Genomic DNA, 26,426 nt, shown 5'->3' with positions numbered 1-26,426 from the left:
TGGCAGAAAATTCGCCTGCTGAAACGTTTAATCTAGAATCGTGAGCACGTTACTCGATAACCTGCGAACAAAAAAGCCCCATCTTGTCGGACAATTGCGACAATGGTCGTCTGCGCTATCCCTTGAGGATCGGCGACAATACCCGGTCAGGCTTCGCAGCCAACCCGGTAATAACAAGGAAAATTCGGTGAAACTCAGCGATATCGCCCGTCTGGCCGGTGTGTCCGTGACCACTGCCAGCTACGTCATCAATGGCAAGGCCGAACAGCAACGCATCAGCAGCAACACTGTCGAACGCGTCCGCGCGGTGGTCGACGCGCACGGCTTCACACCCAATCCGCAAGCTGCGGGCCTGCGCAGCCGGCACACCCGCACCCTCGGTTTCATCCTCCCCGACCTGGAGAACCCCAGCTACGCGCGCATTGCCAAGCAACTGGAACAGGGGGCCCGTGCCCATGGCTATCAGTTACTGATCGCCAGCAGCGACGACCAGCCGGACAGCGAGCGGCAATTGCAGCAACTGTTCCGCGCGCGACGCTGCGATGCGTTGTTCGTCGCCAGCTGCCTGCCGGCCGACGACGACAGCTACCGCGACTTGCAAGCCAAGGGCATGCCGATCATCGCCATCGACCGGGCGATGGATGCAGCGCACTTCTGTTCGGTGGTCAGCGACGACCAGCACGCCAGCCTGCAGCTGACCCGCAGCCTGCTGAGCCCGGCACCTGCACATATCGCCCTGATCGGCGCGCGCCCGGAGCTGAGCGTCAGCCAGGCCCGGGCCAGCGGCTTCGCGCAGGCCCTGGAAGGCTTCCAGGGGCAGGTGCATCACCTGGATGGCGAAGCGTTCAGCCGTGAATGCGGGCGCCGGCTGATGAGCGAATTACTGGCCAAACTGGGCCATCTGCCAGACGCCCTGGTGACCACCTCCTACGTGCTGCTGCAAGGCGTGTTCGACGTGTTGCAAACGCGCCCGGCGGATTCGCGCGCGGTGCACCTGGCGACCTTCGGCGATACCCAACTGCTCGATTTCCTGCCGCTGCCGGTCAATGCCATGGCCCAGCAGCACGGGCTGATTGCCCAGACTGCGCTGGAACTGGCACTGGCGGCGGTCGAGCAGCAGCGCTATAGCCCTGGAGTCCACGCCGTGGCGCGGACCTTCAAACAACGGATCTTCGCGGGCTGAGCATGCGCCTGATCGACACCCACACCCACCTCGACTTCCCCGACTTCGACGCCGATCGCCAAGCCCTGCTAGGCAACGCGCGGGCGCGCGGAGTGGAACGGATGGTGGTGCTGGGGGTGTATCGGGACAACTGGCAGCGGGTCTGGCAGTTGGTCGAGAGCGACCCGCAGTTGTATGCGGCGTTTGGCTTGCACCCGGTGTATCTGCAGCAGCACAGCCCGGCCGATATCACCGCACTGGGCGACTGGCTGAGCCGCCTGCAGGGCCAGCGGCAGCTGTGCGCGGTGGGCGAGATCGGTCTGGACTACTTCTTGCCGACGCTGGACCCGCAGCGCCAGCAGGGGGTGTTTGAAGCGCAGTTGCAACTGGCGGTGGATTTCCAGTTGCCGGCGTTGCTGCATGTGCGCCGCAGCCATGCGCAGGTGATCGCCACGCTGAAGCGAATGAAGCTGGCGCGCGGTGGCATCGTCCATGCGTTCGCCGGCAGTTATGAGGAAGCGCGCGAGTATCAGAAGCTCGGCTTCAAGCTTGGCCTTGGCGGCGCGGCGACCTGGCCGCAGGCGCTGCGGCTGCGCAAGGTGCTGCCGCGCCTACCGCTAGACAGCGTGGTGCTGGAAACCGATTCGCCGGACATGGCCCCGGCGATGTTTGCCGGGGTGCGCAACAGCCCGGAGCATTTGCCAGACATCGCCGCGGTGCTGGCCGGGGTGATGGGGGTTGAGCTGGGCGTGTTGGCGGAGGCCAGCACGCGTAATGCCTATGAGGTGTTTGGCTGGCAGTAAGGGCCGCATCGCCAGCAAGGCCGACGCCCACAGGTTAGGCAGACGCCGTGGCCGCTGTGGGAGCTGACCTTGCCAGCGATAGATAGGGCCGTCAGACCCTGAACGCCCCAATCAGCTGCTTCAACGCCAGCACCTGCGCCGACAACTGCCGGCTGGCATCCTCGGTCTGGTGCGCGCCCTGCGTGGTGTGCTCTGCCGCCCGGTTGATCTCGACGATGTTCTGGTCGATGTCATGCGCCACCGCCGTCTGCTGCTCCACTGCCGCGGCAATTTGCTGGTTCTGGTCGACGATGCTGCCAATCGCCCCAAGAATGTTTTCCAGCGCCTGCTGCACCTGCTCCGACTGGCTCACGGTACCCGCCGCCATCTGATGGCTGCTGTCCATCGCCTTCACGGCGGCGCCCACCCCACCCTGCAAGCGCGAAATCATCTGGTCGATTTCCTCGGTCGACTGCTGGGTGCGCTTGGCCAGGGTCCGCACTTCATCGGCGACCACGGCAAACCCGCGGCCCTGCTCCCCCGCCCGCGCCGCTTCGATCGCCGCGTTCAAGGCCAGCAGGTTGGTCTGCTCGGCAATGCTCTTGATCACTTCCAGCACCCGGCTGATCGCCTGGCTGTCGCTGACCAACTGGTTGATCACCACCACCGACTGATCGATCTCTGCCGCCAGCCCGGCAATGCTGCCCTGCTGCGACTCGACCAGACCACGGCCGCTGACCGTCTCGCGGTTGACGCTGTGCGCGCTGTTCACCGCCGCCGCCGCGCTGCGCGCCACTTCCTGCGCAGTCGCCGACATCTGGTTCATTGCCGTGGCGACCTGCTCGATCTGCCCACGCTGGCCACTCACCGCCTGGTTGCTGCGCGAGGACACATGGTGCACCTGCTCGGCCTGACGCTCGACCTCGGTGACGGTATGCCCGACCCGCTCGATCAGGTCGTGGATACGCTTGACCGTGCCATTGAACACCTGGCCCAGTTCACCCAGTTCATCGCGGCTCTGCGCCTGGAAGTTCACCGTCATGTCACCGGCTGCCACCTTGTCCATCACCTCGCCGAGGTTCTTCAAGGTGTTGCGGGTCGAGACATAGAAGCCGCTGTAGAGGTAGACGATCAGCAGAAACACCGCCGCCAGCGCCACCACCAGCAGGATCATGTGGCTACGGTAATCGGCCAGGCGCTCCTGCAATTGCTGGCCGAGGAAGTCCACGGTGGCGCCGTTCAGCGTGTAGGTCTGGGCCATCAGCTCGCTGACCTGCTGGTAGAACGCCGGCCACGGTGCATCCAGGGTCTCGGCGACCACCACCTGCTCTTCGAACAGTTCGCTGGCGGTTTTCAACGAAGCCTGACTGCTGGCCGCCTGGCTGCCCAGCTGGACCTGCGCCCGCGGGGTGCTGGCGAGGGCATCCTGGACCTTCATGCCATAGTCGGCCGAGAGCTTCTCAAGTTTTTGCAGCAAGTCTTCAAAGCGCGTGCTCGACGACGAGTTGAGGAAGCCCTGGCCCAGCGAATAAGCGCCCATGGCCCGGCCATCACCCAGCACCTGAGTCACTTCCGGGGTCACTGTGGTGACCAGCTCGCTGAGCTGGCGCACCGCGCTGTCGGCGTCCTGGCTGAGCCCGGCCTGGCTGGCGACCAGCTTGGTCAGCACCTGGGCCTGCGCCAGCAGCTTGTCGAACAGCGCGACCTTGTTCTGCAACGAGCTTTCGCCCTGGGCCGCCTTGAACGCGCTTTGCAGTTCGTCGCGCTTCTCTTCGAGGGCCTGGCGCTGCGTCTCGTCGGGGGCCACCGGGTTCAGCCCGGTGAGACGAGCGAGCGCCTGCTGCTCCAGCGTGGCGATTCGCGCCTCGAGGTCCTCGGCCTTGCCCGACTGGCCGAGCACGGCGTTGATTTGCAACAGGTTGCCCAGGCTCTCCAGGTCACCGCGCAGCGCCAGGGTGCTGCGCAGCAGGTCGAGGCTTTGCAGCTCGACACGGGTGGCGTGGAATTTGGCATAGGAATCCTGCACCAGGTAGAAGTTGGTGACCAACATGGGCAGAAAGAACAGGATACTGATCAGACTGAATTTCATCCCGAAACTCAGGCGATTCATCAGCGCGATGGCCGGATACAACAGGCTCTTCACTCGTCGTCTCCTTCGATTTTCTTATTGTTGTGCAGGCTTTATGGCACAAGGCCACGAGCTGGATAAACAGCATCTGTATAACGCATATCGGAAGGGAGGTTTGTAACTTAAGGTTAACCGGATCACTGGTCGGGCCGCCGTTGCGGCGGCCCGCGATCACAGCGGTTTCAGCCGAGGACGGTCCACAGGGCGAAGAACGCGTACCAGAGCACTGCCGAACGCAGCAGCAGCTCCCACAGGTTGTCCAGCCCGGCCAAGCCCTCCGGGCCGGCGCGGGTATGAGGCGGCAGTTCGGCGGCAGCGGTGCCGGCCGCTTCGATCAGCTGCGCGGCCGGGATGTGCCAGTTCAGCAGCTCGTGCAGCATCACCCGGCTGACCGCGACAAAGTTGCCGACCAGGGCAAAGCTGGCTGCCAGCACCCGCACCGGTGCCCAGTCGAAGGCGTGGCGCAACTGACGGGCGCGCTCCTGCAAGGCCGGGTTACGCGAATGCTCGGCGCACAGCGCCAGCAGCCGATAAGCCAGGGCCGCAGCGGGGCCGAGCAGCACGTACCAGAAGATCACCGCAAAGAAGCTCTGGAACGCTTGCCACAGCAGGTAACCCTGAACCTTCTGCACCAGGCTCTGGCCGTCGTCGGCGCTCAGCCCCAGATCGCGTTCGGCAACGTGCACCGCCGCCTGTTCGTCGCCCCGGCGCCAGGCATCGCGAAATGGCCCCAGCGAACCCTTGGCATCGCCCCGGCCCAGGCTGTAGATCAAGACCAGCAAGTGCACCGGCAAGGCCAGCAAGCCGTAAGCCACCGGCTCCAGCACCTGTAACAGCAACACCAGCAACGCTACCGGCAGCAACACCAGAATCGCCAACACCCACCAGGAGTGGTGCTTGTCGTTGCGCTCCAGGCGCGCCAGCTCGGTGACGAAGAAAGCGTCGCGTTGCAGACGCTGGCGCAGCGCCGAAAACTTCTCGACCCATAGCACCAGCAGTAACACCAGAAAATTCATGATCTGTCCTCGTCAACACGCAAGGCCGCGCGGTAGCGCACCCAGTCGAAGGCCGGCCCCGGGTCGGTCTTGCGTCCGGGGGCAATGTCGCTGTGACCACGGATATGCTCGCCGTCGAGCACCGGCCAGGCCGCCTGCAACTGCCGGGTAAGCCGATGCAAGGCGTGGTATTGGGCATCGCTGAAGGGCAGTTCGTCGGTGCCTTCCAGTTCGATGCCGATGGAAAAGTCGTTGCAGCCCTCGCGGCCGTCGAAACGCGACACACCGGCATGCCAGGCGCGGTCCAGGCAGGAGACGAACTGGGTCACCCGACCGTCGCGCTCGATCAGGAAGTGCGCCGACACGCGCAGGTCCTTGATGGTCTCGAAGAACGGATGCTCGCTCGGGTCGAGCTGGTTCTGGAAGAACGCCTGGACCTTGCCGGTGGCGAACTGCGCGGGCGGCAGGCTGATGTTGTGGATCACCAGCAGGGTGATCGCTTCACCGGCCGGCCGCGCGTTGAAATTGGGAGAGGGACAATGGGTGACACCGGCGAACCAGCCAGTGCTGCGGTCCAGTTGCATAAAGGTTCCTGAAACACGAGGGCACGGCGTCAGTATGCCCCGAGCCGATGACGTCTGTATCGTTAAAAAGTGTGAGGAATACGCCGCCGCGCTATGGGGCCTGGCGCAGCTGGCTGACTACCGAGTCCAACGCCCGGTCGAACAGCAGCGTGTCGTCCAGCAGTTGCAGTTCGCCGCGCTGCAGGGCCAGTGCCAGGGCCCTGCGCGACCACTCGCGAACCTTCATTCCGGTGCGGTTGACGAACACGTACTTGTCGCTGCTGGCGATGATCGCGATCAGTTTGCAGCGCAGCGGCTCGTCGTCGTCAAGCAGCTCCACCCACACCCCCGGATGCAACTGCGCCACCTGCTGCAAAGCGGCCGCGTCGGCTTCGCCCTGGCTCTCGACCTCGGCATGGCTTTCCGGCCCGCGCAGCACAATGGCATCACGCACCAGCACACGCTCGTCGGTGGCCGACGTCAGGCGTTGCTGGCCCTGGGGGCTGTCGAATGCCGCCACATGCAGGATTTCCAGCTGAGCGAAAAATGCGCGGGTGGCGAACGGGTCGAAGGCGGCGCTGGCGAGGCCGTCGCGCAGGGCCTTGAGCAGCCCCGGCACCTGTTCCAGCAGACGCATGCGCGCCTGTGGCTGGTCGTGTGGCTCGACGCTCCAGATCAACGTGTCGAGGGTCTGCAAGCCTTCGCGCCAGGCAACCGAAGCTTCGCCATGCTTGAGCCAGGCGAGCAGCAGGACCTGGCTCCAGGCTTCTTCCAGCAGGCGCACCACCACCCGCGGCAGGCATTTTCCAAGCAAGCGCCGATTGAGCTCGTCCTGCACCTTGCGCCGCGCCAGTTCGGTGCGCGCACGGCCTTCTTCGGCATCGCGAGTACGCTGTTCGAGCAGTTCGCTGCGACGGCGCTCGTCGCTGCTGAAGGCGAGGAACTCGGCGAGCAGGTCGGCGAAGATCGCCGGGTCGTCGACGAAATCGTTGAGCAGCCGCTGCACGATCTTGTCGACGCGCAGGTACAGGCTATCGCGCAGGCAGTCGTCACAGGCGCCCCAGCCCATGGCAGCGGCAGCGATCTCGTTGAGCAGGCGCCGTGCCGGGTGGCTGGCGCGGCTGAAGAAGCTCTTGTCGAGCACCGCCACCTTGAGCATCGGGATCTGCATGCGGCCGATCAGCACCCGCAGCGACTGTGGCAGGTTGCGGTCGTCGAGGATGAACTCGAAGAGCATGGCGATCAGGTTGATCACGTCCTCGTCGCCGGTCTCGACCTTGCGGTACTTGCCGCTCTGCACGCTGACCCGGGTCAGCAGTTGCTCAAGCTGTACGCGCAAGTCGAAATCCTGCGCTTCGTGGGCGGCGGGCACATATTGCTGCAGGTGCGAAAGCAGGCGCAGCAGGTCGCGGGTACTGATCGGCTGCGTCGGGTTGCCAGTCTCCAGGCGCGGCGCCACCCGCCCACGCACCGGGCTCAGCAGGGTCTGCAACGAGGAGAACACCGCCTGGGTGTTGGCATCCACGCTGCGGGCCGGGGCCAGCGCGTCGGTTTCGTTGGCCGGCGAACGCTGGCCGGGGTTGACCCGGTCCTTGGCACGACGGCTGGGCAACGCCTTGAGCTCGGGCAGGATGCCGGTCGCGGCCAGCAACTGGTTGGCTTCGCCATACAGGTGATCGGCATCGCGCAGCACATAGCGCTCGAACAGCTTGAGCAGGATCAGCTTGACCTTGATGCCCACCCCCAGGCTGCGCCCGGCGTGCAGGAAGTACGTGCAGAGCAGGGTCGGCCCGAGCGGATTGCTACGGTCGTCGAGCGGACGCTGGATCAGGCTATTGAAGCGCTGGGTCAACTGGCTCAGGGCCAGACCGTCGCGATTGAGCACGCGCGCAACCATGCTATCGACGGCCACCGTACGCTCCAGCTCGTCGTTGGCCACCAGCGCGAGCTTGTCGTAGCTCAGCGGCCGGCTGACCGGCGGCACAACCGGCTCGGCCTCGCCAATACGGCTGAAGGCGCTGTAGAAGGTGTCGAGAAAACCGCGCTCGATGCTCTTGCGCTTGAGACGCAGGTCGCGCATGGCTTCGAAGAACAGGTTCTGATCGAGGTTGTTGCCGGCCTTGTCGGCCATTTCGAAGAGGGTGTCGTCGGCGTTGTCGAACAACACCTGCAAGGCGTGGCGCAATTGCAGCGCGGCCTTGTCGCGCACTTGCAGCAGGGCAACCGGCAGACGAGCGAGCGGCGCGGGCGGCGCCTGATCGGCGGTTACCTTCAGCGGCACCACCTTGCCGTCTTTGTACATCCCGGTCTCCTTGCAGGGTAAAAAGCGATGATTCGGCTTATCGTCAAAGTGATGACGCCAATTACTGGGCGCGCATTATCTTGTAAAACAGTCGGACCCGCCAGCCGGCATTTCGTCGACAACGCGCAGTGCCAGGGGTAGACCGCCGTCCGCGATAAAAGCTCCTTCGGCCCGACCAAAGGTGCAATGCGCCGGGGCACGTGCGCTGCTTGCTGCATGTGCGCCCCACCCTGCCCTATAATCCCGGCCACTTAGCTTGTGGAGCCGACCATGCCGAACCTACGCCTTGCCGACCTGACTGCCGAAATCGAAGCCAACGTGCGCCGTGCGTTGCTCGAGGACGTTGGCAGCGGTGACATCACCGCCCAATTGATCCCGGCCGAGCGCCTGGCCAAGGCCACCATCATCACCCGCGACGACTGCGTGATTGCCGGCACCGCCTGGGTGGATGCGGTGTTCCGTCAGCTCGACCCGCGCGTGGCGGTGCACTGGCAGGTCGGCGATGGCGACAAGGCCAAGGCCAATCAAGCGCTGTTCCACCTGGAAGGGCCGGCACGCTCGCTGCTGACCGGCGAGCGCAGTGCGCTGAACTTCCTGCAACTGCTCTCCGGGGTGGCGACGCGGGCGCAGGCGCTGGCAGACATGGTCAACGGTACCCAGGTGAAACTGCTCGACACGCGCAAGACCCTGCCGGGATTGCGCCTGGCGCAGAAGTACGCGGTGACCTGCGGCGGCTGCCATAACCACCGGATCGGTTTGTACGATGCGTTCCTGATCAAGGAAAACCACATTGCCGCCAGTGGCGGGATTGCCGAAGCGATCACCGCGGCGCGCAAGATTGCCCCAGGCAAGCCGGTGGAAGTCGAGGTGGAGAGCCTGGACGAGTTGCAGCAAGCGCTGGCAGCCGGCGCCGACATCATCATGCTCGACGAGCTGAGCCTGGAGGAAATGCGCGAAGCGGTGCGGCTGAATGCCGGCAAGGCAAAGCTGGAGGCCAGCGGCGGGGTGAATGAAAGCACCTTGCGGGTGATTGCCGAGACCGGGGTGGATTACATCTCGATCGGGGCGATGACCAAGGACGTGAAGGCAGTGGACCTGTCGATGCGCTTGAGCCTCTGAGGGCCTCATCGCCGGACGAGGCGGGTCGCCGCATCGCCGCGCCCACCAGCGCGCTCATCCGGCGATTGAATCCAACGCGGGGGTTCAGGCATACCAAGGCGCCATCCCCGCCTTTGGCGAATACCGCCCCACCGCCCCCAGCAGCACCCCCCGCGGCACCACCTGCTGCAACGCCGCCAGCACGATACTGAACCGATCCACTTCAAAGAACGCCCGCAACTGCTGCCGCGTATCGCTGCGCCCGAAACCATCGGTGCCCAGCGTCACATACGGCGCCTGCAGGTACTCGGCGATCAACTGCGGCCAGGCCCGCACATAGTCCGTTGCCGCAATCACTGGCAGCGCACCGCCGAGCATCCGCTCTACATGACTGACCTGCACCTGCCCGACCCGCGCTGCCCGCTGCGCATCCCGCGCGTCACGCGCCAGCTCGCTGAAACTGGTGACACTGAACACCTCGCTGTCGATGCCCCAGTCCGTCGCCAGCAGCCCGGCCGCGGCAATCACCTCGCGCAAAATCGCCCCGGAGCCAAGCAGCCGCACCCGTCCGCGTGGCTGCGCCGCCTGCTGCCGGCCATAGCGATACATGCCACGCAACACGTCATCGTGCAGCGCCTCGGGCAACGACGGATGTGGATAACTTTCGTTCATCACCGCCACGTAGTGGAACTCGTCCTGCTGCTCGACCAGCAGGCGCCGCGACGCATACGCCAGAATCACCGCCAGCTCGCCGGCAAAGCACGGCTCCCAGGCCCGGCAGTTCGGTACCGTTGCCGCCATCACCAGGCTCGAACCGTCCTGATGTTGCAAGCCTTCGCCACCCAGGGTGGTGCGCCCGGCGGTCGCGCCCAGCAACAGCCCGCGGGCACGCTGGTCGGCCGCCGCCCAGATCAGGTCGCCGACGCGCTGGAAGCCGAACATCGAGTAATAGATGTACACCGGCAGCATCGGCTCGCCGTGCACCGCATAGGACGTGGCCGCCGCCACCCAGGAAGAAATCGCCCCGGCCTCGGTGATGCCTTCTTCGAGCAACTGCCCGTCGCGCGCCTCCTTGTAGGACAGCAGCGAACTGGCGTCTTCCGGCTCATAGCGCTGGCCCTGCGGCGAGTAGATGCCGATCTGCCGGAACAGGCTGGCCATGCCGAAGGTGCGCGCCTCGTCGGCAACGATCGGCACCACCCGCGGGCCCAACTCCGGCGCCTTCAGCCAGGCCGCGAGCATGCGCACCGCAGCCATGGTGGTGGACATTTCCTTGCCAGCAGCCTGCAGCGCAAAGCCGCCAATTGTCTCCAGCGCCGGCACCGCAATCGGCCGCGCCTCGGCCCGGCGTAACGGCAGCGTGCCGCCCAGGGCCGCGCGGCGCTCGCGCAGGTAGCGCATCTCGGCGCTATCATCGGCCGGGCGATAGAACGTCAGAGCTTCGACCTGTGCGTCGCTCAGCGGCAGATGGAATCGGTCGCGGAACGCCAGCAAGGCCTGTACATCGAGCTTCTTCGCCTGGTGCGCGGTCATCCGCGACTCGCCGGCTGCGCTCATGCCGTAACCCTTCTTGGTCTTGGCCAGAATCACCGTCGGCCGGCCCTTGCACGCGCGGGCGGCGGCAAAGGCGGCGTACAACTTGCGAAAATCGTGACCACCGCGCTTGAGCGCGTTGATCTCGGCCGAGCTCATGTGCTCGACCAGGCGCTGCAACGCCGGCTGCTGATTGAAGAAGTGTTCGAGGTTGTAAGCGCCGTCGTTGGCCCCGAGGGTCTGAAACTGGCCATCGGGGGTCGCCGCCAGCTGACGCAGCAGCACATGCTCGCTGTCGCGGGCGAACAGCGCGTCCCACTCCGAGCCCCAGAGCACCTTGATCACGTTCCAGCCGGCGCCACTGAACAGCGCTTCCAGCTCCTGGATGATCTGGCCGTTGCCGCGTACCGGCCCGTCCAGGCGTTGCAGGTTGCAGTTGACGATGAAGGTCAGGTTGTCCAGTTGCTCGCGGGCGGCCAGGGTCAGCCCGGCGATCGATTCCGGCTCGTCCATCTCGCCATCGCCGAACACGCCCCACACATGCCGCTGGCTGGTGTCGGCCAGACCGCGATGCTGCAGGTAGCGCATGAAGCGTGCCTGATACACCGCATTCAACGGACCGATACCCATCGAGCCGGTGGGGAACTGCCAGAACGTCGGCATCAGCCACGGGTGCGGATACGAGCACAGCCCGCCACCGCCGACCTCCTGCCGATAACGGGCCAACTGCGCCTCGCTCAGGCGCCCTTCGAGGAAGGCTCGGGCATAAATGCCCGGCGCCGAGTGCGGCTGGAAGAACACCAGGTCGGCGTCACGCTGGGCGCCGCCGCTGTCGCCGCGAAAGAAATGCTGGAAGCCGACTTCGAAGATTTCCGCCGCCGAAGCGTAACTGGCGATGTGCCCGCCGAGGTCGCCATAGGCGTGGTTCGCCCGTACCACCATGGCCAGGGCGTTCCAGCGCAGCAGGCTGGTGATGCGCTCTTCAAGCTCGAGATCGCCGGGGTAGGCGCCCTGTTGTTCCACCGACAAGGTGTTACGGTACGCCGAATAGGCCGGCGTACCACGTTCGATGCCCAGCTCGCGGGCATGTGCCTGCAGTTGCTCCAGCAGAAAACGTGCGCGTTCGGCGCCGCAGTGCTGCAAGGTCGAGTCCAGCGCGTCGAGCCATTCGGCGGTTTCGCCGGGATCGCTGTCGCCATCGACGCCGTTGTCCGGCACCCGGTTCATCATTGCCACCATTGCCTTGCCCCCCTCCCTGTCGGTTTCAGGCGCTCGCCTTGAGCGCCTGTTGCACATCGGCGAGCAGGTCGGCGAAATCCTCCAGCCCCACCGACAAGCGCACCAACCCTTCGGAGATGCCGTAATGGGCACGCTCTTCTGGGGTATAGCTGGAATGGGTCATGCTCGCCGGGTGCTGCGCCAGCGATTCGGCGTCGCCCAGACTGACGGCGCGGCTGAACAGTTGCAGGGCATTCATGAAGCGGCGGCCGGCGCTGATGCCGCCCTTGAGTTCGAAAGCGATCATCCCGCCGGGTTGGCTCATCTGCCGCTGCGCCAAGGCGTATTGCGGGAAGTTCGCCAGGCCGGGGTAATGAATCAGCTCGACCTCGGGCTGCCGGGCGAGGAACTCGGCCAGTTGCTGCGCACTGGCACAGTGGCGGTCCATGCGCAGGTTGAGGGTTTTCATGCCGCGCATCAGCAGCGACGCATCGTGCGGCGACAGCACCGAGCCGGTCATGTCCTTCAGGCCTTCGAGACGGATCCGGTCGACCAGCGCCTTGGCGCCGACCACCAGGCCCGCAGTGATGTCGCCGTGGCCGCTGAGGTACTTGGTGGCCGAGTGCACCACCAGGTCCGCGCCCAGTTCCAGCGGGCGTTGCAGGTACGGCGTGCAATAGGTGTTGTCGACCACCAACAGGGCATTGTGCCGATGGGCAATGCTTGCCACCCCGGCAATATCGGCCAGGTGCATGTTCGGGTTGGCCGGGGATTCGAAGTAGATCACCCGGGTGGCCGGCGAGATGGCCGCTTCGACGGCGGCCAGGTCGGCCATGTCGACGTGCTTGATCTTCACCCCGAACTCGCCGATGCCGTGGTGCAGAAAGGCAAAGGTGCAGCCATACAGGGTGCTGCCGAGCAAGATCTCGTCACCGGGGCGCAGTAGCGTCCATAGCGTCGAAGTGATGGCGCCCATGCCCGAGGCCAGCGCCAGTGCCGCTTCGCCGTTTTCCAGCGAGGCGATGCGTTGTTCGAGCAGGTTCAGGGTGGGGTTGGAGATCCGGCTGTAGAAATGCCCGGCTTCTTCGCCGGCAAAACACGCAGCGCCGTATTCCACGGTGGGGAAGGCGAAGGTTGCACTCTGGTAGATCGGCGGTACCAGTGCACCTCCGTGTGCCAGTGGGTCGTAACCATGGTGGATGGCACGGGTTGCAAATCCTGTTTGCTTGGTAGAGCCGCTCATAACAACAGCCTCTTGTGGTTTGTTATAAGCTTATGCCTTCGCACACCTCAAATTTTTCCAAATATGCCCGGTGTTTCTACGGGTTATTGACATAAAAACAATAAATCCAGGTTAACGAGGGCAAATCATGCCTAGCAGCATCGACCGTACCGACCGCGCCCTGCTCGCCGCCTTGCAGGACAACGCCCGGCTGACTGTTTCCGAACTGGCCGACACTGTCGCGCTAACCACCTCGCCGTGCTGGCGGCGGGTGAAGCTGCTGGAGGAAGCGGGCTACATCACGGGCTATCAGGCCATCCTTTCCCCCAAAGCGCTGGGCTTCGGGGTCACGGCCTTCGTCAGCATCATGATGGACTCGCACACCAAGGAGATGGCGCGGGCGTTCGAACAGCGGCTGATGGAGATCCCGGAGATTGTCGCCTGCCACAACATTTCCGGGCGCTACGACTTCCTGCTGGAGATCCTCGCGCGGGACCTGGAATCGTTCGGCGAGTTTGCCCGCGAGGTGCTGCAAACCTTACCGGGGGTGAAGGAGATCTATTCGAGCTTCTCGTTCAAGGCGGTGAAACAGACGCGGCTGATTCCGGTGTCGGAAAAACATATCTAAGCGATGAATTTTATAAACATGCTTAGCGATTTGATGTTTAAAAATTTGGCCCTCGGATCAACTTTTATGCCTTGCCTTTACATCGAATAAAATTTAATTAAAGTACGCCACTACTTGGCCGATAGGGCCAATGATGAACGACATCGCACGGCAAGGATGCCTGATCTGGTTATCACGCGGATTAAGGAAGATTGTCATGCTCACCTTTGATGCTTCACGTGTCGGCAACGCGCTGAACAGCGCCAGTGTTACGCAAACCCAGCCCCCCCCCACTTCGTCGATTGAAGACAAACCGGCAGCCCCTGCCGTTACTTACCCGGATACCCGCGAATCGGTTTCGTCGTTGGCTCAGCAACTGAGTAATGCGGCGGCGCGGGCCGAGGCGCAGAACGCAGGGCTGGATTTTGCGGGGTTGGCGGAGAAGGCTAAACGCGTCAATGAGCAATTGCTCCGTGCCAGTAATAAAGCACTCCAGGATGCCGAAATACCCAATACTGACGACCCTCAGTTGCTCGATCGCGCTCGTAAGGCAACCGACTTTGAAAACGGCATCGGCAGAAACCCGTTTAAAGGCTTGTCCAGAGAGCAGCTATCACTGATTACCAATGATGAAAGCGGTAGCTTTACCATTAATGAGCGGCGTGCGGCGTGGTCAGAAGCGCATGATCAAGAAGAGGCTTGGCGCCGTAAAGTATTTCAAGCAGCTGATGAGGAATTTCATACCACCGGCAAGCAAACAGTTTTCTTCAGTGAATTGCTAGCCCACTACCAGAGCCTACCGGCGCTTGAGAAAGCACAGTACCCTGAAAATTATGCTTCAACGCTTCAGCAGAGAATTCGCTTCGAGTCAGCTGAACAAGCCAGCTACACGAAGGATGATAAAGACAATCTATTTTCAAAAATAGAAGATTTTTTTGAAGACGGATCGTTGACGGGCCAGGCGAACCAAATCGACACCGAGCCAACGAAAGCACCCTCAAACAAAAAAAGTGCAGACACACCACCTACCGATTAACGTTTAACACAATCACCCCGATCGCGCGGCGTTTACCTAAACAACCGCGCACTTATAAACACACCGGATATCACGGAGGCTTGTGTGCGGGATAATACTTTCGAAAACCACTTAATTACGCTTCAGAACATCTGCCACACCTACGTCATCGCCGATCATTCGCAACCCACACTGAGCGACATTTCGCTCAACATAACCCGTGGCCAGAGCTATGCCATAGTCGGCACTTCTGGCTCAGGCAAAAGTACGCTGCTCAATATCATTGGCTTACTTGATCGAGCTTCTTCAGGACATTATCGGCTAGATGGTTTCGACATAGGTAAAACCACCGCGGACCAACGCGCCACCCTGCGCAATCGTCTCATCGGCTTCATCTTCCAGAGCTTCAACCTGCTGCCACGCCTAAGCGCCCTGGACAACGTGGCATTGCCACTTCGCTACCGCGGCTGTGCGCGCAGCGAAGCCTGCGCACGTGCCAGACGGCAACTGGAGCGTGTAGGCCTGAGCGCCCGCAGCCATCATCGACCGGCCGACCTGTCCGGCGGTCAACGTCAACGTGTCGCCATTGCCCGAGCGCTGGTCGGCGAACCGGCACTGATCCTCGCCGACGAGCCCACCGGGAACCTCGACAGCACCACTGCTGCCGAGGTCATGGCGCTTTTGCTGCAACTAAATCGGGACGCTGGCGTAACCCTGGTCATGGTCACCCACGACCAGAAATTGGCCAGTTCTCTGGACCATTGCTTGGTGGTGAAAGACGGCCGGATCGCCAAGCAGGAGCCTGCAAGTGCCTGAGTCTGTGCAAAACTTCCGAGCACTGAGCGCAGGCCAGAACCTGCTCGAAGCACTGCACAGCTTGCGACTGCTCGGCCGGCGTTCGGTGCTGGCGCTGGTCGGCGTTGCCGTCGGTTGCGCGGCGGTGATTGCCTTGTTGAACATTGGCAACAGCGCCGCCAATGCGACCGTCGAAGCCTTCAAGGGGCTGGGCGCGCAGCTGCTGGTCGCCTCGTTCGGCATTCAAGCCGACAATCCGCAAGCGCCCCCTCCGCGCCTGGACACGGCAGCCCTCAAGCACAGCATTCCCGCCATTCGCTACATGGCGCCGGTTGCTTTACATGCTGCGCCGGTGCGTCTTCGCGGGTCGAGCGCAGATGCCGCTATTGTCGGCACCACTGCTGAACTCCTTCCGATATTGAACCTGGGAATGGCCAGCGGACGCTTCCTGACCGCGTTCGATCAGCAGGCAACGTATGTGGTACTCGGCGCGCAACTGGCCCGCCAGCTGAATGTCGTCCTTGGTAGCCAACTACAGCTTGAAGGCTACGTATTCGACGTGATCGGCATCCTCGCCGCCCACCCGTTCAACCCGATGCTGCCGATCAACCTGGACGAATCGATTCTGCTGCCCCTGGAGGGCATGCGCAGAATCCAGCCCGCACCGCAGATCGCCCTGGTGCTTGCCTGGGCCAGTGAGTCATCGACGCTGCCGAGCACGGCAAGCGCCCTGAAAACTCACCTGCAAGCAGATAACGACCACCACGATGTGGAGGTGCAGATTCCCCGGCAACTCGTGGAAGGGCTGAGCCGCCAGGCCGACACTTTTACCTACCTACTGGCCGGGCTCGGCGGCATTGCCTTGCTGATCGGCGGCGTCGGCATCATGAACGTCATGCTCATGAGCGTGAGCGAACGGCGCCGGGAAATCGGCGTACGCATGGCCCTGGGCGCACAGTCGCGGGACATCAGGAACCTGTTTCTGGCAGAGGCCGTGGTGTTGTCCGGCAGCGGTGCCGTGTTAGGGGCCATGCTCGGCCTCGGTGTGGCCCGACTGTTCGTGGGATTTTCCGGCTGGGCGTTTACCTGGGCGCCTGCGTCGCTGCCACTGGGTCTTGGCAGCGCATTGCTGACCGGCGTGTTCTTCGGGTTGCACCCCGCACTGCTTGCCGCCCGCCTTCAACCCATCCAGGCCTTGCGCGATGACTGACCATCCACGCGCCAGGTGCTGGCTGTTCCTGCTTTACCTGCTCGCCTGGCACACCAAGGCCCAGGCAACGACGCTGGCGCCGGCGCATGCCAGCATGCCCATGCGCCCGGTGTCGCTGCGCGAGCAAACCATCGAGCTGAGCTTGGCCGATGCCATCTACCTGGGCTTGCGCGACAACCGCGCGATCCGTAGCAGTTACCTGCAACGGATCGCTCAGAAGTTCGACCTGCGCGTCGAAGAAGACCGCTTCACGCCACAGCTGACCCTCAGCGGTCGGCACATCGCGTACCGCAATCAAAGCGATCGCTATCGGCAGCACGAAGTCCTGCCGCAAGCCGTGTGGCAAACCGCGTTCGGCACGCGGTTCAGCCTGGCCTGGAGCAACCAGCTTTCAATCGCCAACCAGGCCGGACGAACGCGTACCGATGGTGCAACGTTCAGTGTGATCCAACCGCTGTTGCGCGGTGCCGGCTGGGAGATAAACACCGCACCGGTTCGTCTGGCCCGCCTTGCTGAACAGATCAACCGGCTGAACCTCAAGTCCAGCGTCTCGAACAGCATTACCCAGATCATCCTCGCCTACCGCGAGCTGTTGCGCGCCCAGGAGCAAGTGCAGATTGCCAAGGATGCCCTGGCCCGTGCACAACAGTTGCTGGAGGCCAATCAGGCAATGATTGCTGCCGGCCGTATGGCAGCGTTCGAAGTGGTCCAGACCCAGGCCGCTGTAGCCGCCCAGGAACTCGCCGTCGAGGAGGCCTACAACCAACTGGATGGCGGCCGACTGGCGTTGTTGCAATTACTCGCGCTCGACCTGAACAGCCCACTTAACGCAAGCGACACCCTGCAACCCCAACACACGCAAATGAGCCTGGCCGAAGCACTCGGTGCGGCATATGAACAACAGCCGGCCTACCTGACGCAGTTGATCGTCAGCGAACAGGCGGCGATCAATTTGTTGTTGGCCAGCAATGAGCAACGGTGGGATGTCTCGCTGGTTGGCGGAGCAACACAAGTTCGCGACCATCTGGCCGTTGGCGGTGTTCGAACGACCGAGCACAGCTGGGAAGGTTATGCCGGTATTCAGCTGGATATCCCTCTGAACGACCTGTCGATTCGACAAACGAAAGTGCGCGCACAGGTTCAGGTTGAGGATCAGAACATCCGCCTGGCCGAAAGCCGCCAACTGTTGCAACGCGATGTCGGCAACAGCCTGCGCGATTTGAATACCCGCTGGCGCCAATACGAGATTGCCCAGCGCGCGCAGGCGCTGTCACGGCGCACGCTGCAGATTGAGCGCGAGAAACTGGCGGCAGGCCGCTCCAGCAACTTCCAGGTCATCAGTTTCGAAGCCGACTTGCGTAATGCCGAAAACACTCGGCTAAACGCCCTTATCGCGTACTTCAATGCCCAGAGCACGCTCGACCAGAACCTGGGTACGACGCTCGACAGTTGGGGGATTGAACTGAATGACTGAGCGTTCGATTGCACTGCTGGCCTTGGTTGGCGCCGCCGCACTGTGTGCAGCCTATATAGGCTTCGGCACTTCGCAAGCACTGCGCGAAAGCACCTGGGTTGCGGTACGGCCACGCGTCATAGAAAGCCGGCTTGGCCTGGTAGGACGTATCGAGCCGGCGTATCGGCAAACGCTCTCGGCCCCCTTCGATGGAACGATCGAGCAATTGGCCGTAAGCGCGGGCGAGAACGTCGAGCGCTCGCAACTGCTGTTCACCCTTGGCACTGCACAACTGGACATCCAGTTGCGCGAGGCCACGGCCGAACTGCTCAAGGCGCGACGAACAGTGCAGGACATGCTTGCCTGGGCAAACAGCGATGACGTTGCCCGCGCGCGGCGGGGTGTGACCAATGCCGAACTTGCGTTCACCGACACGCAAGCCAAATTGGCGGACACCCAGCGGTTATTCGAGCGCGGCATTGTTGCGCGCATGGAAGTTGAAGCGCTGACGCAGCAGTTCAAATTACAAACACTCGACCTGAGTGCCGCCCGCGCCGAACTGCGCAGCACCGAAGCAATGGGCGTGGGCGAAAACCGACAGATCGCGCAGATGCAACTGGCGAATGCCCAGGCGCGCTATGACAGCTTACTGGCCGAGCGCAATCAACGCGAAGTGAGCGCGCCCTTTACCGGCGTGGTGCTACGGCCCCGAAAAGGCAATGGTCCCGACGCGCTGTCTGCACTTCAGGTTGGCATGCGGGTAACCCAAGGCGCGCCCCTGATGGAACTGGTCAGTGAAGAAAAAATGAACGCGGTCACCCGCGTTGAAGAAGCTGATCTTCAGCTACTACGGCCAGGGATGCCGGCACAGATCAGCGGCGATGGATTCGACGGTGTCCTGCTCCAGGGCAAGGTGCTTTCCATCAGTGCCCAATCTTCTAGCGCTGAGCAAAACAATGCAGGTGGCACTTATGAGGTGCTGGTTGCCGTCGATCCCCTGAGCCTTGAACAACGGCATCGAGTGCGCTTGGGCATGAGTGCGCGAATCAGTCTGAGCCTCTATAGAAACGAGCGTGGGCTGGTGGTGCCGGCTGAAGCCATTCGGCATGACGCGGACGGCACTTATGTCATGTACAGCACCGACGGCACAGGGCACGGAACACGGGTTTCAGTCAGCGCACAACGAACTGTCCCTGAAGGCGTGGAGATCACGGGCATTGCGCCTGGGTACGTTGAGTTAACGCCCGCTTTGATACCCCCAGATTCGTAGCATTGGTGATTTGGCCAGTGCTTCGCACCAGGCAATAACGATCGAAAGATTGCTATCGCACATCCATCAATACAAGGAAGCATAATTCATGAAACGTGGAAAAACTCTGTTTACTACAGTAGCAATGGCTGCTGCTATCACGGCGGGAGCAGCATACGGAGGCCCTGCAGTACAGGTTACTGTCAAACACCTGGGTGCTTCCGGCTCTGCTCCAGCGGTCTACACCATCACTAACGCCAACGAAACAAGCACTTATCAGAACTCCAGACCAAAACCAGATCAGGAGATTTCAGGTGGCAACACGGGATTCTATACCGTCCAAAGCCTCATCTCCCCTGATACTAACTTCGCCACCGTCCGCTACAAAATCGGTGACAAGACCTGCGTCTTCAGCACCACCTTCCTCAACATCCGCAGCGCCACCGGCAGCAAAACTCCGCAATGGAAGAAAAGCGCGACCCCGAGCGGCGGCGCGAGCTGCACGGCGACCATTACCTCGACCAACTACACGGATTATTCGTGGGCTGTTCAGTTCACCATGAAGTAATCGAACAGGCAGTCATGCCCGCCACGCCAGCTGGGTATGACTGCGCTAGAAAAATCTGTCGAGTGTGTTGTTTCAAAAAATATCTCGTTTTTACTACACTCCACCACAACCTCAGATTCCCAGATAAATATTTTATTTTAGAAAAGGCACTATCCGTCTAAAAGACATTGCACGGCAAGGATGCCTGGACTGATCATTACTCGGATTAAGGAAGATTGTCATGCTCACTTTTGATAGTTCACGTGTCAGCAAAGCGCTGAACAGCGCCAGTACTACGCAAACCAAGCAACCCTCCAGTTCGCCGGTTGAAGACAAACCAACAACCCCTGCCGTTACTTTCCCGGATACCCGCGAATCAGTGTCATCGCTGGCTCAGCAATTGAGCAATGCGGCGGCGCGGGCGGAGGTTGAGAATGCCGGGCTAGATTTTGCGGAGTTGGCGGAGAAAGCTACACGGATTGTTGATCAGCTTTTCAATCGCTCCGATGAAGTCCTACGTGACGCAGAAGTACCCAACAGTGATGATAGCCAGCGACTCGACCAAGCCCGCAAGGCCAGCAATTTTTCAAATGGTATTGGTAGAAATCCTTTTAAAGGTATGCCACGAGATCAACTTGCATTAATTGCTTATGATGAGAGTGGAGATTTTACTATCAATGAACGGCGAGCGGCATGGGAAGAGGCTTTTCACCAAGAGTCGGCATGGCGTCAACAGGTAATTAAAAACTCCCAAGAGGAATATCACAACACAGGTAAAATCACGGAGTTCTGCACCGCCCTTCTGAAACATTACAACGAGTTACCTACCATCGAACAGGCGCGCTACCCAGTTAGCTATCCGGCTGAACTGCAGCACGATATCGATACCGGGTTCAATTACAAGACAGGCCAGAAAGAAGCTGAGTTACCAGACCTGTTTTCGATGCTCGAAAGGTATTTTGACAAAGGCTCCTTGGAAAGCAAGACACCGCCAAATGAAGCCGAATCGACTGAAGATGCGATATCCATTAAAGAAGGGTTGCACAAAACATCTTAAATTTAACGGCCACTAAGTCAGATTAATGCTCAGAGGACCCAAGCCTCTTTGCAGCATTTCAAAGACACACTGTTTACTTCGGAGGTTCGTGTACGGCCTACTGCCTCAAAGAAACTTTTATTGCGCTACGAAACCTTCGCCATACCTATGCAAAGGACCGCCATACTTACTTGTTTTCACACAAATAAAATTGCATTAGACCATCCCCATCCAACCGTTAAGGATAATGACGAACGACATTGCACGGCAAGGATGCCTGAACTGGTTATTACTCGGATTAAGGAAGATTGTCATGCTCACTTTTGATAGTTCACGTGTCAGCAAAGCGCTGAACAGCGCCAGTACTACGCAAACCAAGCAACCCTCCAGTTCGCCGGTTGAAGACAAACCAGCACCCCCTGCCGCTACTTTCCCGGATACCCGCGAATCAGTGTCATCGCTGGCTCAGCAATTGAGCAATGCGGCGGCGCGGGCGGAGGTCGAGAACGCAGGGCTAGATTTTGCGGGGTTGGCAGAGAAGGCTAAACGCATCAATGATCAATTGCTCCATAGCACGAACAAATCAATACAGGATGCTGAATTACCCAACACTGACGACCCTCAGTTGCTCGACCGCGCGCGTAAGGCAACCGACTTTGAAAACGGCATCGGGAGAAATCCATTTAAAGGCTTGTCCAGAGACCAGCTTTCACTAATTGTCAATGACGAAAGCGGTAGCTTTACCATTAATGAGCGACGCGCAGCGCGATCAGAAGCGCATGATCAAGAAGAAGCATGGCGTCTACAGGTCATACAAGCAGCGCAAGAGGAATACCACAACACCGGTAAGCAGACCGTGCTCGCTACCGAATGCTTGAGGCATTTCGATAGTTTGCCAGTGATGGAACAGGTTCTGTATCCCGAAGATACACGCGCACAATACCAACGCAACATAGACCTGGACTTCAACTACAAAACGGGTCAAGCAGAAGGCGATGCAATGAGCCTGTTCGCAAAACTCGAAGAGTACTTCGACAAAGGCTCCTTGACAGGCCAGACGAACGAAACCGAAGCAACGAAACAGCCCCCGGATAACGACATCGTGAACGGGCCTGCTGACCATTAATTCTTAACGGCCGAACGAGGTCTGGTAGTGGCGCGTTGTCGACCAGCGCCAGATCCTCGGCCTGCTGACGACTGCGCAGTTTGCGCGTCCAGGTGCCGATCAACTCGTTGTAGTGGTCGAGGAAGCCTTTGTGTCGTGACACGGTGCGGGGTTATCGGGCGGCAAGGGAGAGAGGCGCGAATAGTAATGTTTCTTATTAAGCCGGGCAATCGAAGATCGTCGTTACCGACGAAACGTGTAATGACGAAAAAAATTCAGCCACACCGGGAAAAAAATCCGTTTCTCCAGGCGGAAAAAAAACTGAACGGCAGGGCTGCTGGAGCCCCCCGCCCGCTTGACGCCTTGGGTGGCGTTTTCCGAGCGTTTCGTCGCTATCGTCGGCGATCGTCAGGCTCAGGGGCAACACTCGCCGATCAGTGAAAGATCCCCGCGTATAACGGTATTTTTAACGCTTTTGTAATCAAACTGAACGCCTACTGTTTACCTGAGTCGGTTGCTTTGTGGCTGGCCGATTCGCGGCGACAGACGTGTGCGAAAACGCGACATTTTTTGTTGATCTTGAACCCCCCAGGTCCTAAAGTTCGCGCCGAACGTCCATGCTGGAAACGATCCATCCGGCTCAAGTACTGACGACGAGACAGCAAGGTCACCCGCCGCTCTGGTGTAACGGGCACGGTTGACCTTTTTGCTTTCGGCGACATGCCTTGGGAAGTAGGCGAACCAAAGTGGGGATACGGAGGACGTTCAGTTGCAGCCACTTATTTTTTCAGTTTGCCCATGGAGTCCCTAAGCATGTCGATTCAGGTCGAAGACTACTTCGCGCGCGATACCTTTCAGAAAATGAAGGCGTTCGCCGACAAGCAAGAAACCCCGTTCGTGCTGATCGATACCCAGATGATCAGCAAGGCCTACGACGACCTGCGCGCCGGTTTCGAATTCGCCAAGGTCTACTACGCGGTCAAGGCCAACCCGGCGGTCGAGATCATCGACCTGCTCAAGGAAAAAGGCTCGAGCTTCGACATCGCCTCGATCTATGAGCTGGACAAAGTGATGGACCGTGGCGTCAGCGCCGACCGTATCAGCTACGGCAACACCATCAAGAAATCCAAAGACATCCGCTACTTCTACGAGAAGGGCGTGCGTCTGTATGCCACCGACTCCGAAGCCGACCTGCGCAACATCGCCAAGGCCGCGCCGGGCTCGAAAGTCTATGTACGGATCCTCACCGAAGGCTCGACCACGGCCGACTGGCCACTGTCGCGCAAGTTCGGCTGCCAGACCGACATGGCCATGGACCTGCTGATCCTCGCCCGCGACCTGGGCCTGGTGCCATACGGCATCTCCTTCCACGTCGGCTCGCAGCAACGCGACATCAGCGTTTGGGACGCGGCGATTGCCAAGGTGAAGGTGATCTTCGAGCGCCTGAAAGACGAAGACGGCATCGAGCTGAAACTGATCAACATGGGTGGCGGCTTCCCGGCCAACTACATCACCCGCACCAACAGCCTGGAAACCTACGCCGAAGAGATCATCCGCTTCCTCAAGGAAGACTTCGGCGACGACCTGCCGGAAATCATCCTCGAGCCGGGCCGTTCGCTGATTGCCAACGCCGGTATCCTGGTCAGCGAAGTGGTGCTGGTGGCGCGCAAGTCGCGTACCGCAGTCGAGCGCTGGGTGTACACCGATGTGGGCAAGTTCTCCGGCCTGATCGAAACCATGGACGAGTCGATCAAGTTCCCGATCTGGACCGAGAAGAAAGGCGAAATGGAAGAAGTGGTGATCGCCGGCCCAACCTGCGACAGCGCCGACATCATGTACGAGCACTACAAATACGGCCTGCCACTGAACCTGGCGATCGGCGACCGCCTGTACTGGCTGTCGACCGGTGCCTACACCACCAGCTACAGCGCAGTGGAGTTCAATGGCTTCCCGCCGCTGAAGGCTTACTACCTGTAACGCCTCCTGGGGGAGCCGGCACCGTCGGCTCCCACAGAAGCGCTTCGCTCTCCCGCCCCCCTGTCCTGACTGGTTACCGTCGGCCGCTAAAGCCAACGGAGTCATCGTCATGGAAGACCGCACCAGCCAACGCCCACCCACCTTCACCCTGGCCATTCGTCGCGCCGACAACGAACAGTTCAACGAAATCGTCTCCACTAGCTATCAGTACCGCTCCGGCCTGGCCACCGAAGGTTGGCTGGTGATCAAGGAGCGTCAGCCCCCACTCAGCGTGCTGGGCTGCAACTTTCGCTTCACCCACTGCACCAGCGACAGCAAAGGCCTGCCGCGGTACACCATCGTCGGCGACATCCGTCACAAATCCAGTCGCGACTTCACCGGCGGCCATCTGGAAATCAGCAGAAACGGTTATCTCGGCCTCTACAACATTTCAACCTCCGGCCAGCAATGGACGGTGGAGTTCGGTGACGCCATCGCCGTCTCAGAGTCCGCGCAGCAGTGGTACCGGATACGCCTGAAATCGGTCCAAGGCCAGCAACCCCGACAACGCCTCAGCAACGGCGAACGCTACCTGAACGTCTACCAAGGGCAACCCCTGTCGTTGATAGCAGCCATACTTGCCGTCTCCTGATAAATCTCCAGGACACTGGCCCTTTGTAAATGCCACCTCCCGGCCCAACTCACACCCAATAATCAGACAAATTGATAGCGCCAAATAAATGCCATCATCATTGGTAGCAAACGTGCCAAATGACCGTTCGTAGTTTTTGACGAAATATCCTGATTTTTTCCATGCTGGTACAAAAACATCCCAGCGTTAGTTTGCCCTTTATATACAGACACGCCAGCGCCCGGTGCTATCAAATTGAAAGTAGCTAATTCTGAAAAATAGTTAGCATTCTTTCATCGGACCATCAGTACCTCAGGAACTTATGTCCGCAACGGTCGCTCCTACCACCGGTAGCGAATATCGAACGGCATGTACGAGATGAACTACACAACACTGGACCGCTTCGGACGTTATCCGAATGCCCTTGAAGGCTGATATGGCAATACCATCCAGGCCTGATGGCGACGCGCTACAGATCGATCTGACTCCCCACGCTACCCGGCTCCCTTGCTGTGGTAGCTGCCAAAAAACCTGTTCAAGCACTCATGAGTATTGCGAGCGCGTCGTTCGTGATTTGCCCATTCTCGGCCGTGCGCAGAACTTGAAAACGCCGGAACAACAGGTCCGCCTGGAGGAAGCGAGATACCTACTCTCATCCAGTTCGCCAAACGGCTAAAGGGTTATTGGCGGGGCATCGTGAGCCGGGTTCGCTGGCTGATGCACACGGGCCAACTGGAAGGGATAAACAATCGAATAAAGGTCATCAAGCGGATGGCGTACGGTTAGCGGGATTGACAAGAGCGGGCAAGGTACGCGCATCGCCGACTAGAATTGAGAAAAGGACCTCAAACTCGTCCAACGTCCTGTTTGGCATTAGCATAGCCCCCATCGCACTCAAGGCCCGCCGCCCATGCTCATCGGTATCCTGCTGATCCTCACCTGGCTGATCCTGCTGTTGCGCTACCCTGCCAAGGCCCTGCCGATTTCCCTGGCTGCCCTGTTGGGCCTGAGCCTGGTCGGGCTCTGGGTCGTCTGGCTGGACAACCGCGAGGCCGGGCAACTGGCCCGCCTTGAACTACGCCTGAACTATGCCCCTAGCGACTGTCCCGTCGACCGCCCGCTACAGGTGAAAATGAACAACGGTAACGACACCCCGCTTACCGAACTGCGCTGGCGCGTGGCGGCCTATGCCCCCGGCGACACCGTCAACCTCGCCGAAAACACCTACAGCGCGCCGCGCTACCGCGGCCCCGGCGAACTGCAGGCCGGGGCCAGCTGGAGCGACTGCCTGCCCTTGCCACCGCTACGCGCCGGCTACCGCCCGCAAACCCTGGAGTTTCGTGCCGAACACCTGCAGGGCAGCTTCGCCAACTAGTATTTCTGCCAGTACCGCCCTCCCACCGCAGCGTGTTGAATGAGGTCTGTCCAACACGGAAGACCCTCCATGCCCCTCATCCCCGTGCACGGTCTGAGCGACCTGCGTGAGCTGCTCGAATCCACCCGCCGCCAACACCCCAGCCTGCTGCTGGTCGGTTCGCAGCAATGGCCACCCTGCGTCGAACTGCAACCGAAGATCGCCCTGCTCGCCACCGTGCTACCAGAGATCCGCTTCTACGCCTTCAACGTCGACGACTACGAAGAAGACTTCCTTCACATCCCCTTGATGGAGCTGTTCAGCGCCAGGCAGATCAAATACCTGCCCTCGCAAGTGCTGCTGCCATGCAACGGCGAAGCGCGAGTCATCAGCACCGCGAATGTGCAGGAAATCGAGCAGGAACTGGCTGATATGCACTAGCGAAGTTGCCGTATGATCGGCCCA

The 26,426-nt window shown here is 60.8% G+C and carries 22 protein-coding genes and 3 pseudogenes; 17 read left to right on the top strand and 8 right to left on the bottom strand.

Translation table 11 applies throughout. The features are described from left to right. The first annotated feature begins 187 nt into the window (after positions 1-187). Positions 188-1,183 carry a catabolite repressor/activator gene (cra, locus tag DCO48_RS08595; RefSeq protein WP_116550178.1) on the top strand — a complete coding sequence of 332 codons (996 nt, stop codon included), beginning with the start codon at positions 188-190 and terminating at the stop codon, positions 1,181-1,183. 2 nt (positions 1,184-1,185) lie between these two features. Continuing rightward, positions 1,186-1,965, top strand: coding sequence for a TatD family hydrolase (locus DCO48_RS08590; protein ID WP_116550177.1), 780 nt, complete (start codon positions 1,186-1,188; stop codon positions 1,963-1,965). A 91-nt stretch (positions 1,966-2,056) separates the two neighbouring features. Here DCO48_RS08590 and DCO48_RS23205 read toward each other — a convergent pair whose 3' ends face one another. From DCO48_RS23205 to DCO48_RS08570, 5 genes and pseudogenes are all read right to left on the bottom strand, one after another. Continuing rightward, positions 2,057-2,761 carry a methyl-accepting chemotaxis protein gene (locus DCO48_RS23205; protein WP_371919492.1) on the bottom strand — a complete coding sequence of 235 codons (705 nt, stop codon included), beginning with the start codon at positions 2,759-2,761 and terminating at the stop codon, positions 2,057-2,059. 150 nt (positions 2,762-2,911) lie between these two features. After that, positions 2,912-3,118 (bottom strand): annotated as a pseudogene (locus tag DCO48_RS23200) (HAMP domain-containing protein); the annotation flags it as partial. 1,136 nt (positions 3,119-4,254) lie between these two features. Next, complete coding sequence (gene ampE, locus DCO48_RS08580) at positions 4,255-5,088, bottom strand: regulatory signaling modulator protein AmpE (protein ID WP_116550175.1); 834 nt, start codon at positions 5,086-5,088, stop codon at positions 4,255-4,257. Then, positions 5,085-5,651: a 1,6-anhydro-N-acetylmuramyl-L-alanine amidase AmpD gene (gene ampD / locus DCO48_RS08575; RefSeq protein ID WP_116550174.1), complete on the bottom strand. Its 567-nt coding sequence runs from the start codon at positions 5,649-5,651 to the stop codon at positions 5,085-5,087. Before ampD ends, ampE begins: the two co-directional genes overlap by 4 nt. A 91-nt stretch (positions 5,652-5,742) precedes the next feature. Continuing rightward, a complete protein-coding gene (locus tag DCO48_RS08570; protein WP_116550173.1) occupies positions 5,743-7,932 on the bottom strand; it encodes a DUF1631 domain-containing protein in 2,190 nt (729 codons plus the stop codon). Positions 7,933-8,202: 270 nt separating this feature from the next. Between DCO48_RS08570 and nadC the strand changes: the two genes are divergently transcribed. Further along, on the top strand, positions 8,203-9,051 hold the full coding sequence (nadC, locus tag DCO48_RS08565; protein ID WP_116550172.1) for a carboxylating nicotinate-nucleotide diphosphorylase: 849 nt from the start codon (positions 8,203-8,205) through the stop codon (positions 9,049-9,051). A gap of 84 nt (positions 9,052-9,135) precedes the next feature. Here nadC and mdeB read toward each other — a convergent pair whose 3' ends face one another. After that, complete coding sequence (mdeB, locus tag DCO48_RS08560; protein WP_116550171.1) at positions 9,136-11,802, bottom strand: alpha-ketoglutarate dehydrogenase; 2,667 nt, start codon at positions 11,800-11,802, stop codon at positions 9,136-9,138. A gap of 25 nt (positions 11,803-11,827) precedes the next feature. Further along, positions 11,828-13,024 (bottom strand): methionine gamma-lyase, encoded by a 1,197-nt coding sequence (locus DCO48_RS08555; RefSeq protein ID WP_116550170.1) that lies wholly within the window; start codon positions 13,022-13,024, stop codon positions 11,828-11,830. Positions 13,025-13,151: 127 nt separating this feature from the next. Here DCO48_RS08555 and DCO48_RS08550 point away from each other — a divergent pair, with 127 nt between their 5' ends. The 9 genes from DCO48_RS08550 to DCO48_RS22710 all read left to right on the top strand — a co-directional run bounded on the left by DCO48_RS08550 (position 13,152) and on the right by DCO48_RS22710 (position 22,041). Next, a complete protein-coding gene (locus DCO48_RS08550; protein WP_116550169.1) occupies positions 13,152-13,631 on the top strand; it encodes an Lrp/AsnC family transcriptional regulator in 480 nt (159 codons plus the stop codon). A 196-nt stretch (positions 13,632-13,827) separates the two neighbouring features. Further along, positions 13,828-14,646, top strand: coding sequence for a hypothetical protein (locus DCO48_RS08545; RefSeq protein WP_116550168.1), 819 nt, complete (start codon positions 13,828-13,830; stop codon positions 14,644-14,646). A gap of 84 nt (positions 14,647-14,730) precedes the next feature. After that, on the top strand, positions 14,731-15,441 hold the full coding sequence (locus DCO48_RS08540; protein ID WP_116550167.1) for an ABC transporter ATP-binding protein: 711 nt from the start codon (positions 14,731-14,733) through the stop codon (positions 15,439-15,441). A 61-nt stretch (positions 15,442-15,502) separates the two neighbouring features. Beyond that, positions 15,503-16,630, top strand: coding sequence for an ABC transporter permease (locus DCO48_RS08535; RefSeq protein WP_256584026.1), 1,128 nt, complete (start codon positions 15,503-15,505; stop codon positions 16,628-16,630). Further along, positions 16,623-18,104: a TolC family protein gene (locus DCO48_RS08530; protein WP_116550166.1), complete on the top strand. Its 1,482-nt coding sequence runs from the start codon at positions 16,623-16,625 to the stop codon at positions 18,102-18,104. The genes DCO48_RS08535 and DCO48_RS08530 overlap by 8 nt, the downstream gene beginning before the upstream one ends. Further along, on the top strand, positions 18,097-19,353 hold the full coding sequence (locus DCO48_RS08525) for an HlyD family secretion protein (protein ID WP_116550165.1): 1,257 nt from the start codon (positions 18,097-18,099) through the stop codon (positions 19,351-19,353). The genes DCO48_RS08530 and DCO48_RS08525 overlap by 8 nt, the downstream gene beginning before the upstream one ends. Positions 19,354-19,441: 88 nt before the next feature. Continuing rightward, the gene (locus DCO48_RS08520) at positions 19,442-19,900 is read left to right on the top strand and encodes a hypothetical protein (protein ID WP_116550164.1); all 459 of its coding nucleotides are present in this window, start codon (positions 19,442-19,444) and stop codon (positions 19,898-19,900) included. 220 nt (positions 19,901-20,120) lie between these two features. Continuing rightward, positions 20,121-20,936, top strand: coding sequence for a hypothetical protein (locus DCO48_RS08515; protein WP_116550163.1), 816 nt, complete (start codon positions 20,121-20,123; stop codon positions 20,934-20,936). Between the two features lie 292 nt (positions 20,937-21,228). Next, entirely contained in the window at positions 21,229-22,041 is an 813-nt protein-coding gene (locus DCO48_RS22710) for a hypothetical protein (RefSeq protein ID WP_165840752.1), read from the top strand. Between the two features lie 49 nt (positions 22,042-22,090). Here the strand turns inward: DCO48_RS22710 and DCO48_RS08510 are convergent. Continuing rightward, positions 22,091-22,183, bottom strand: a pseudogene (locus DCO48_RS08510) (RNA polymerase subunit sigma-24); the annotation flags it as partial. Positions 22,184-22,833: 650 nt separating this feature from the next. Between DCO48_RS08510 and DCO48_RS08505 the strand changes: the two are divergent. The 5 genes and pseudogenes from DCO48_RS08505 to DCO48_RS08485 all read left to right on the top strand — a co-directional run bounded on the left by DCO48_RS08505 (position 22,834) and on the right by DCO48_RS08485 (position 26,402). Beyond that, the gene (locus DCO48_RS08505; RefSeq protein ID WP_116550162.1) at positions 22,834-23,997 is read left to right on the top strand and encodes a type III PLP-dependent enzyme; all 1,164 of its coding nucleotides are present in this window, start codon (positions 22,834-22,836) and stop codon (positions 23,995-23,997) included. Between the two features lie 109 nt (positions 23,998-24,106). After that, the gene (locus DCO48_RS08500) at positions 24,107-24,628 is read left to right on the top strand and encodes a hypothetical protein (protein WP_116550161.1); all 522 of its coding nucleotides are present in this window, start codon (positions 24,107-24,109) and stop codon (positions 24,626-24,628) included. A gap of 615 nt (positions 24,629-25,243) precedes the next feature. Then, a pseudogene (locus DCO48_RS22940) lies at positions 25,244-25,393 on the top strand (transposase); the annotation flags it as partial. A gap of 124 nt (positions 25,394-25,517) precedes the next feature. Then, a complete protein-coding gene (locus DCO48_RS08490) occupies positions 25,518-25,982 on the top strand; it encodes a multidrug transporter (RefSeq protein WP_116550160.1) in 465 nt (154 codons plus the stop codon). Positions 25,983-26,051: 69 nt separating this feature from the next. Further along, positions 26,052-26,402 (top strand): thioredoxin family protein, encoded by a 351-nt coding sequence (locus tag DCO48_RS08485; protein WP_116550159.1) that lies wholly within the window; start codon positions 26,052-26,054, stop codon positions 26,400-26,402. The last annotated feature ends 24 nt before the right edge of the window (positions 26,403-26,426 follow it).

Origin of the sequence: Pseudomonas sp. SDI (assembly GCF_003105155.1) — a bacterium.
Classification (GTDB): domain Bacteria; phylum Pseudomonadota; class Gammaproteobacteria; order Pseudomonadales; family Pseudomonadaceae; genus Aquipseudomonas.
This window is presented reverse-complemented; position numbering and strand designations above follow the sequence as displayed.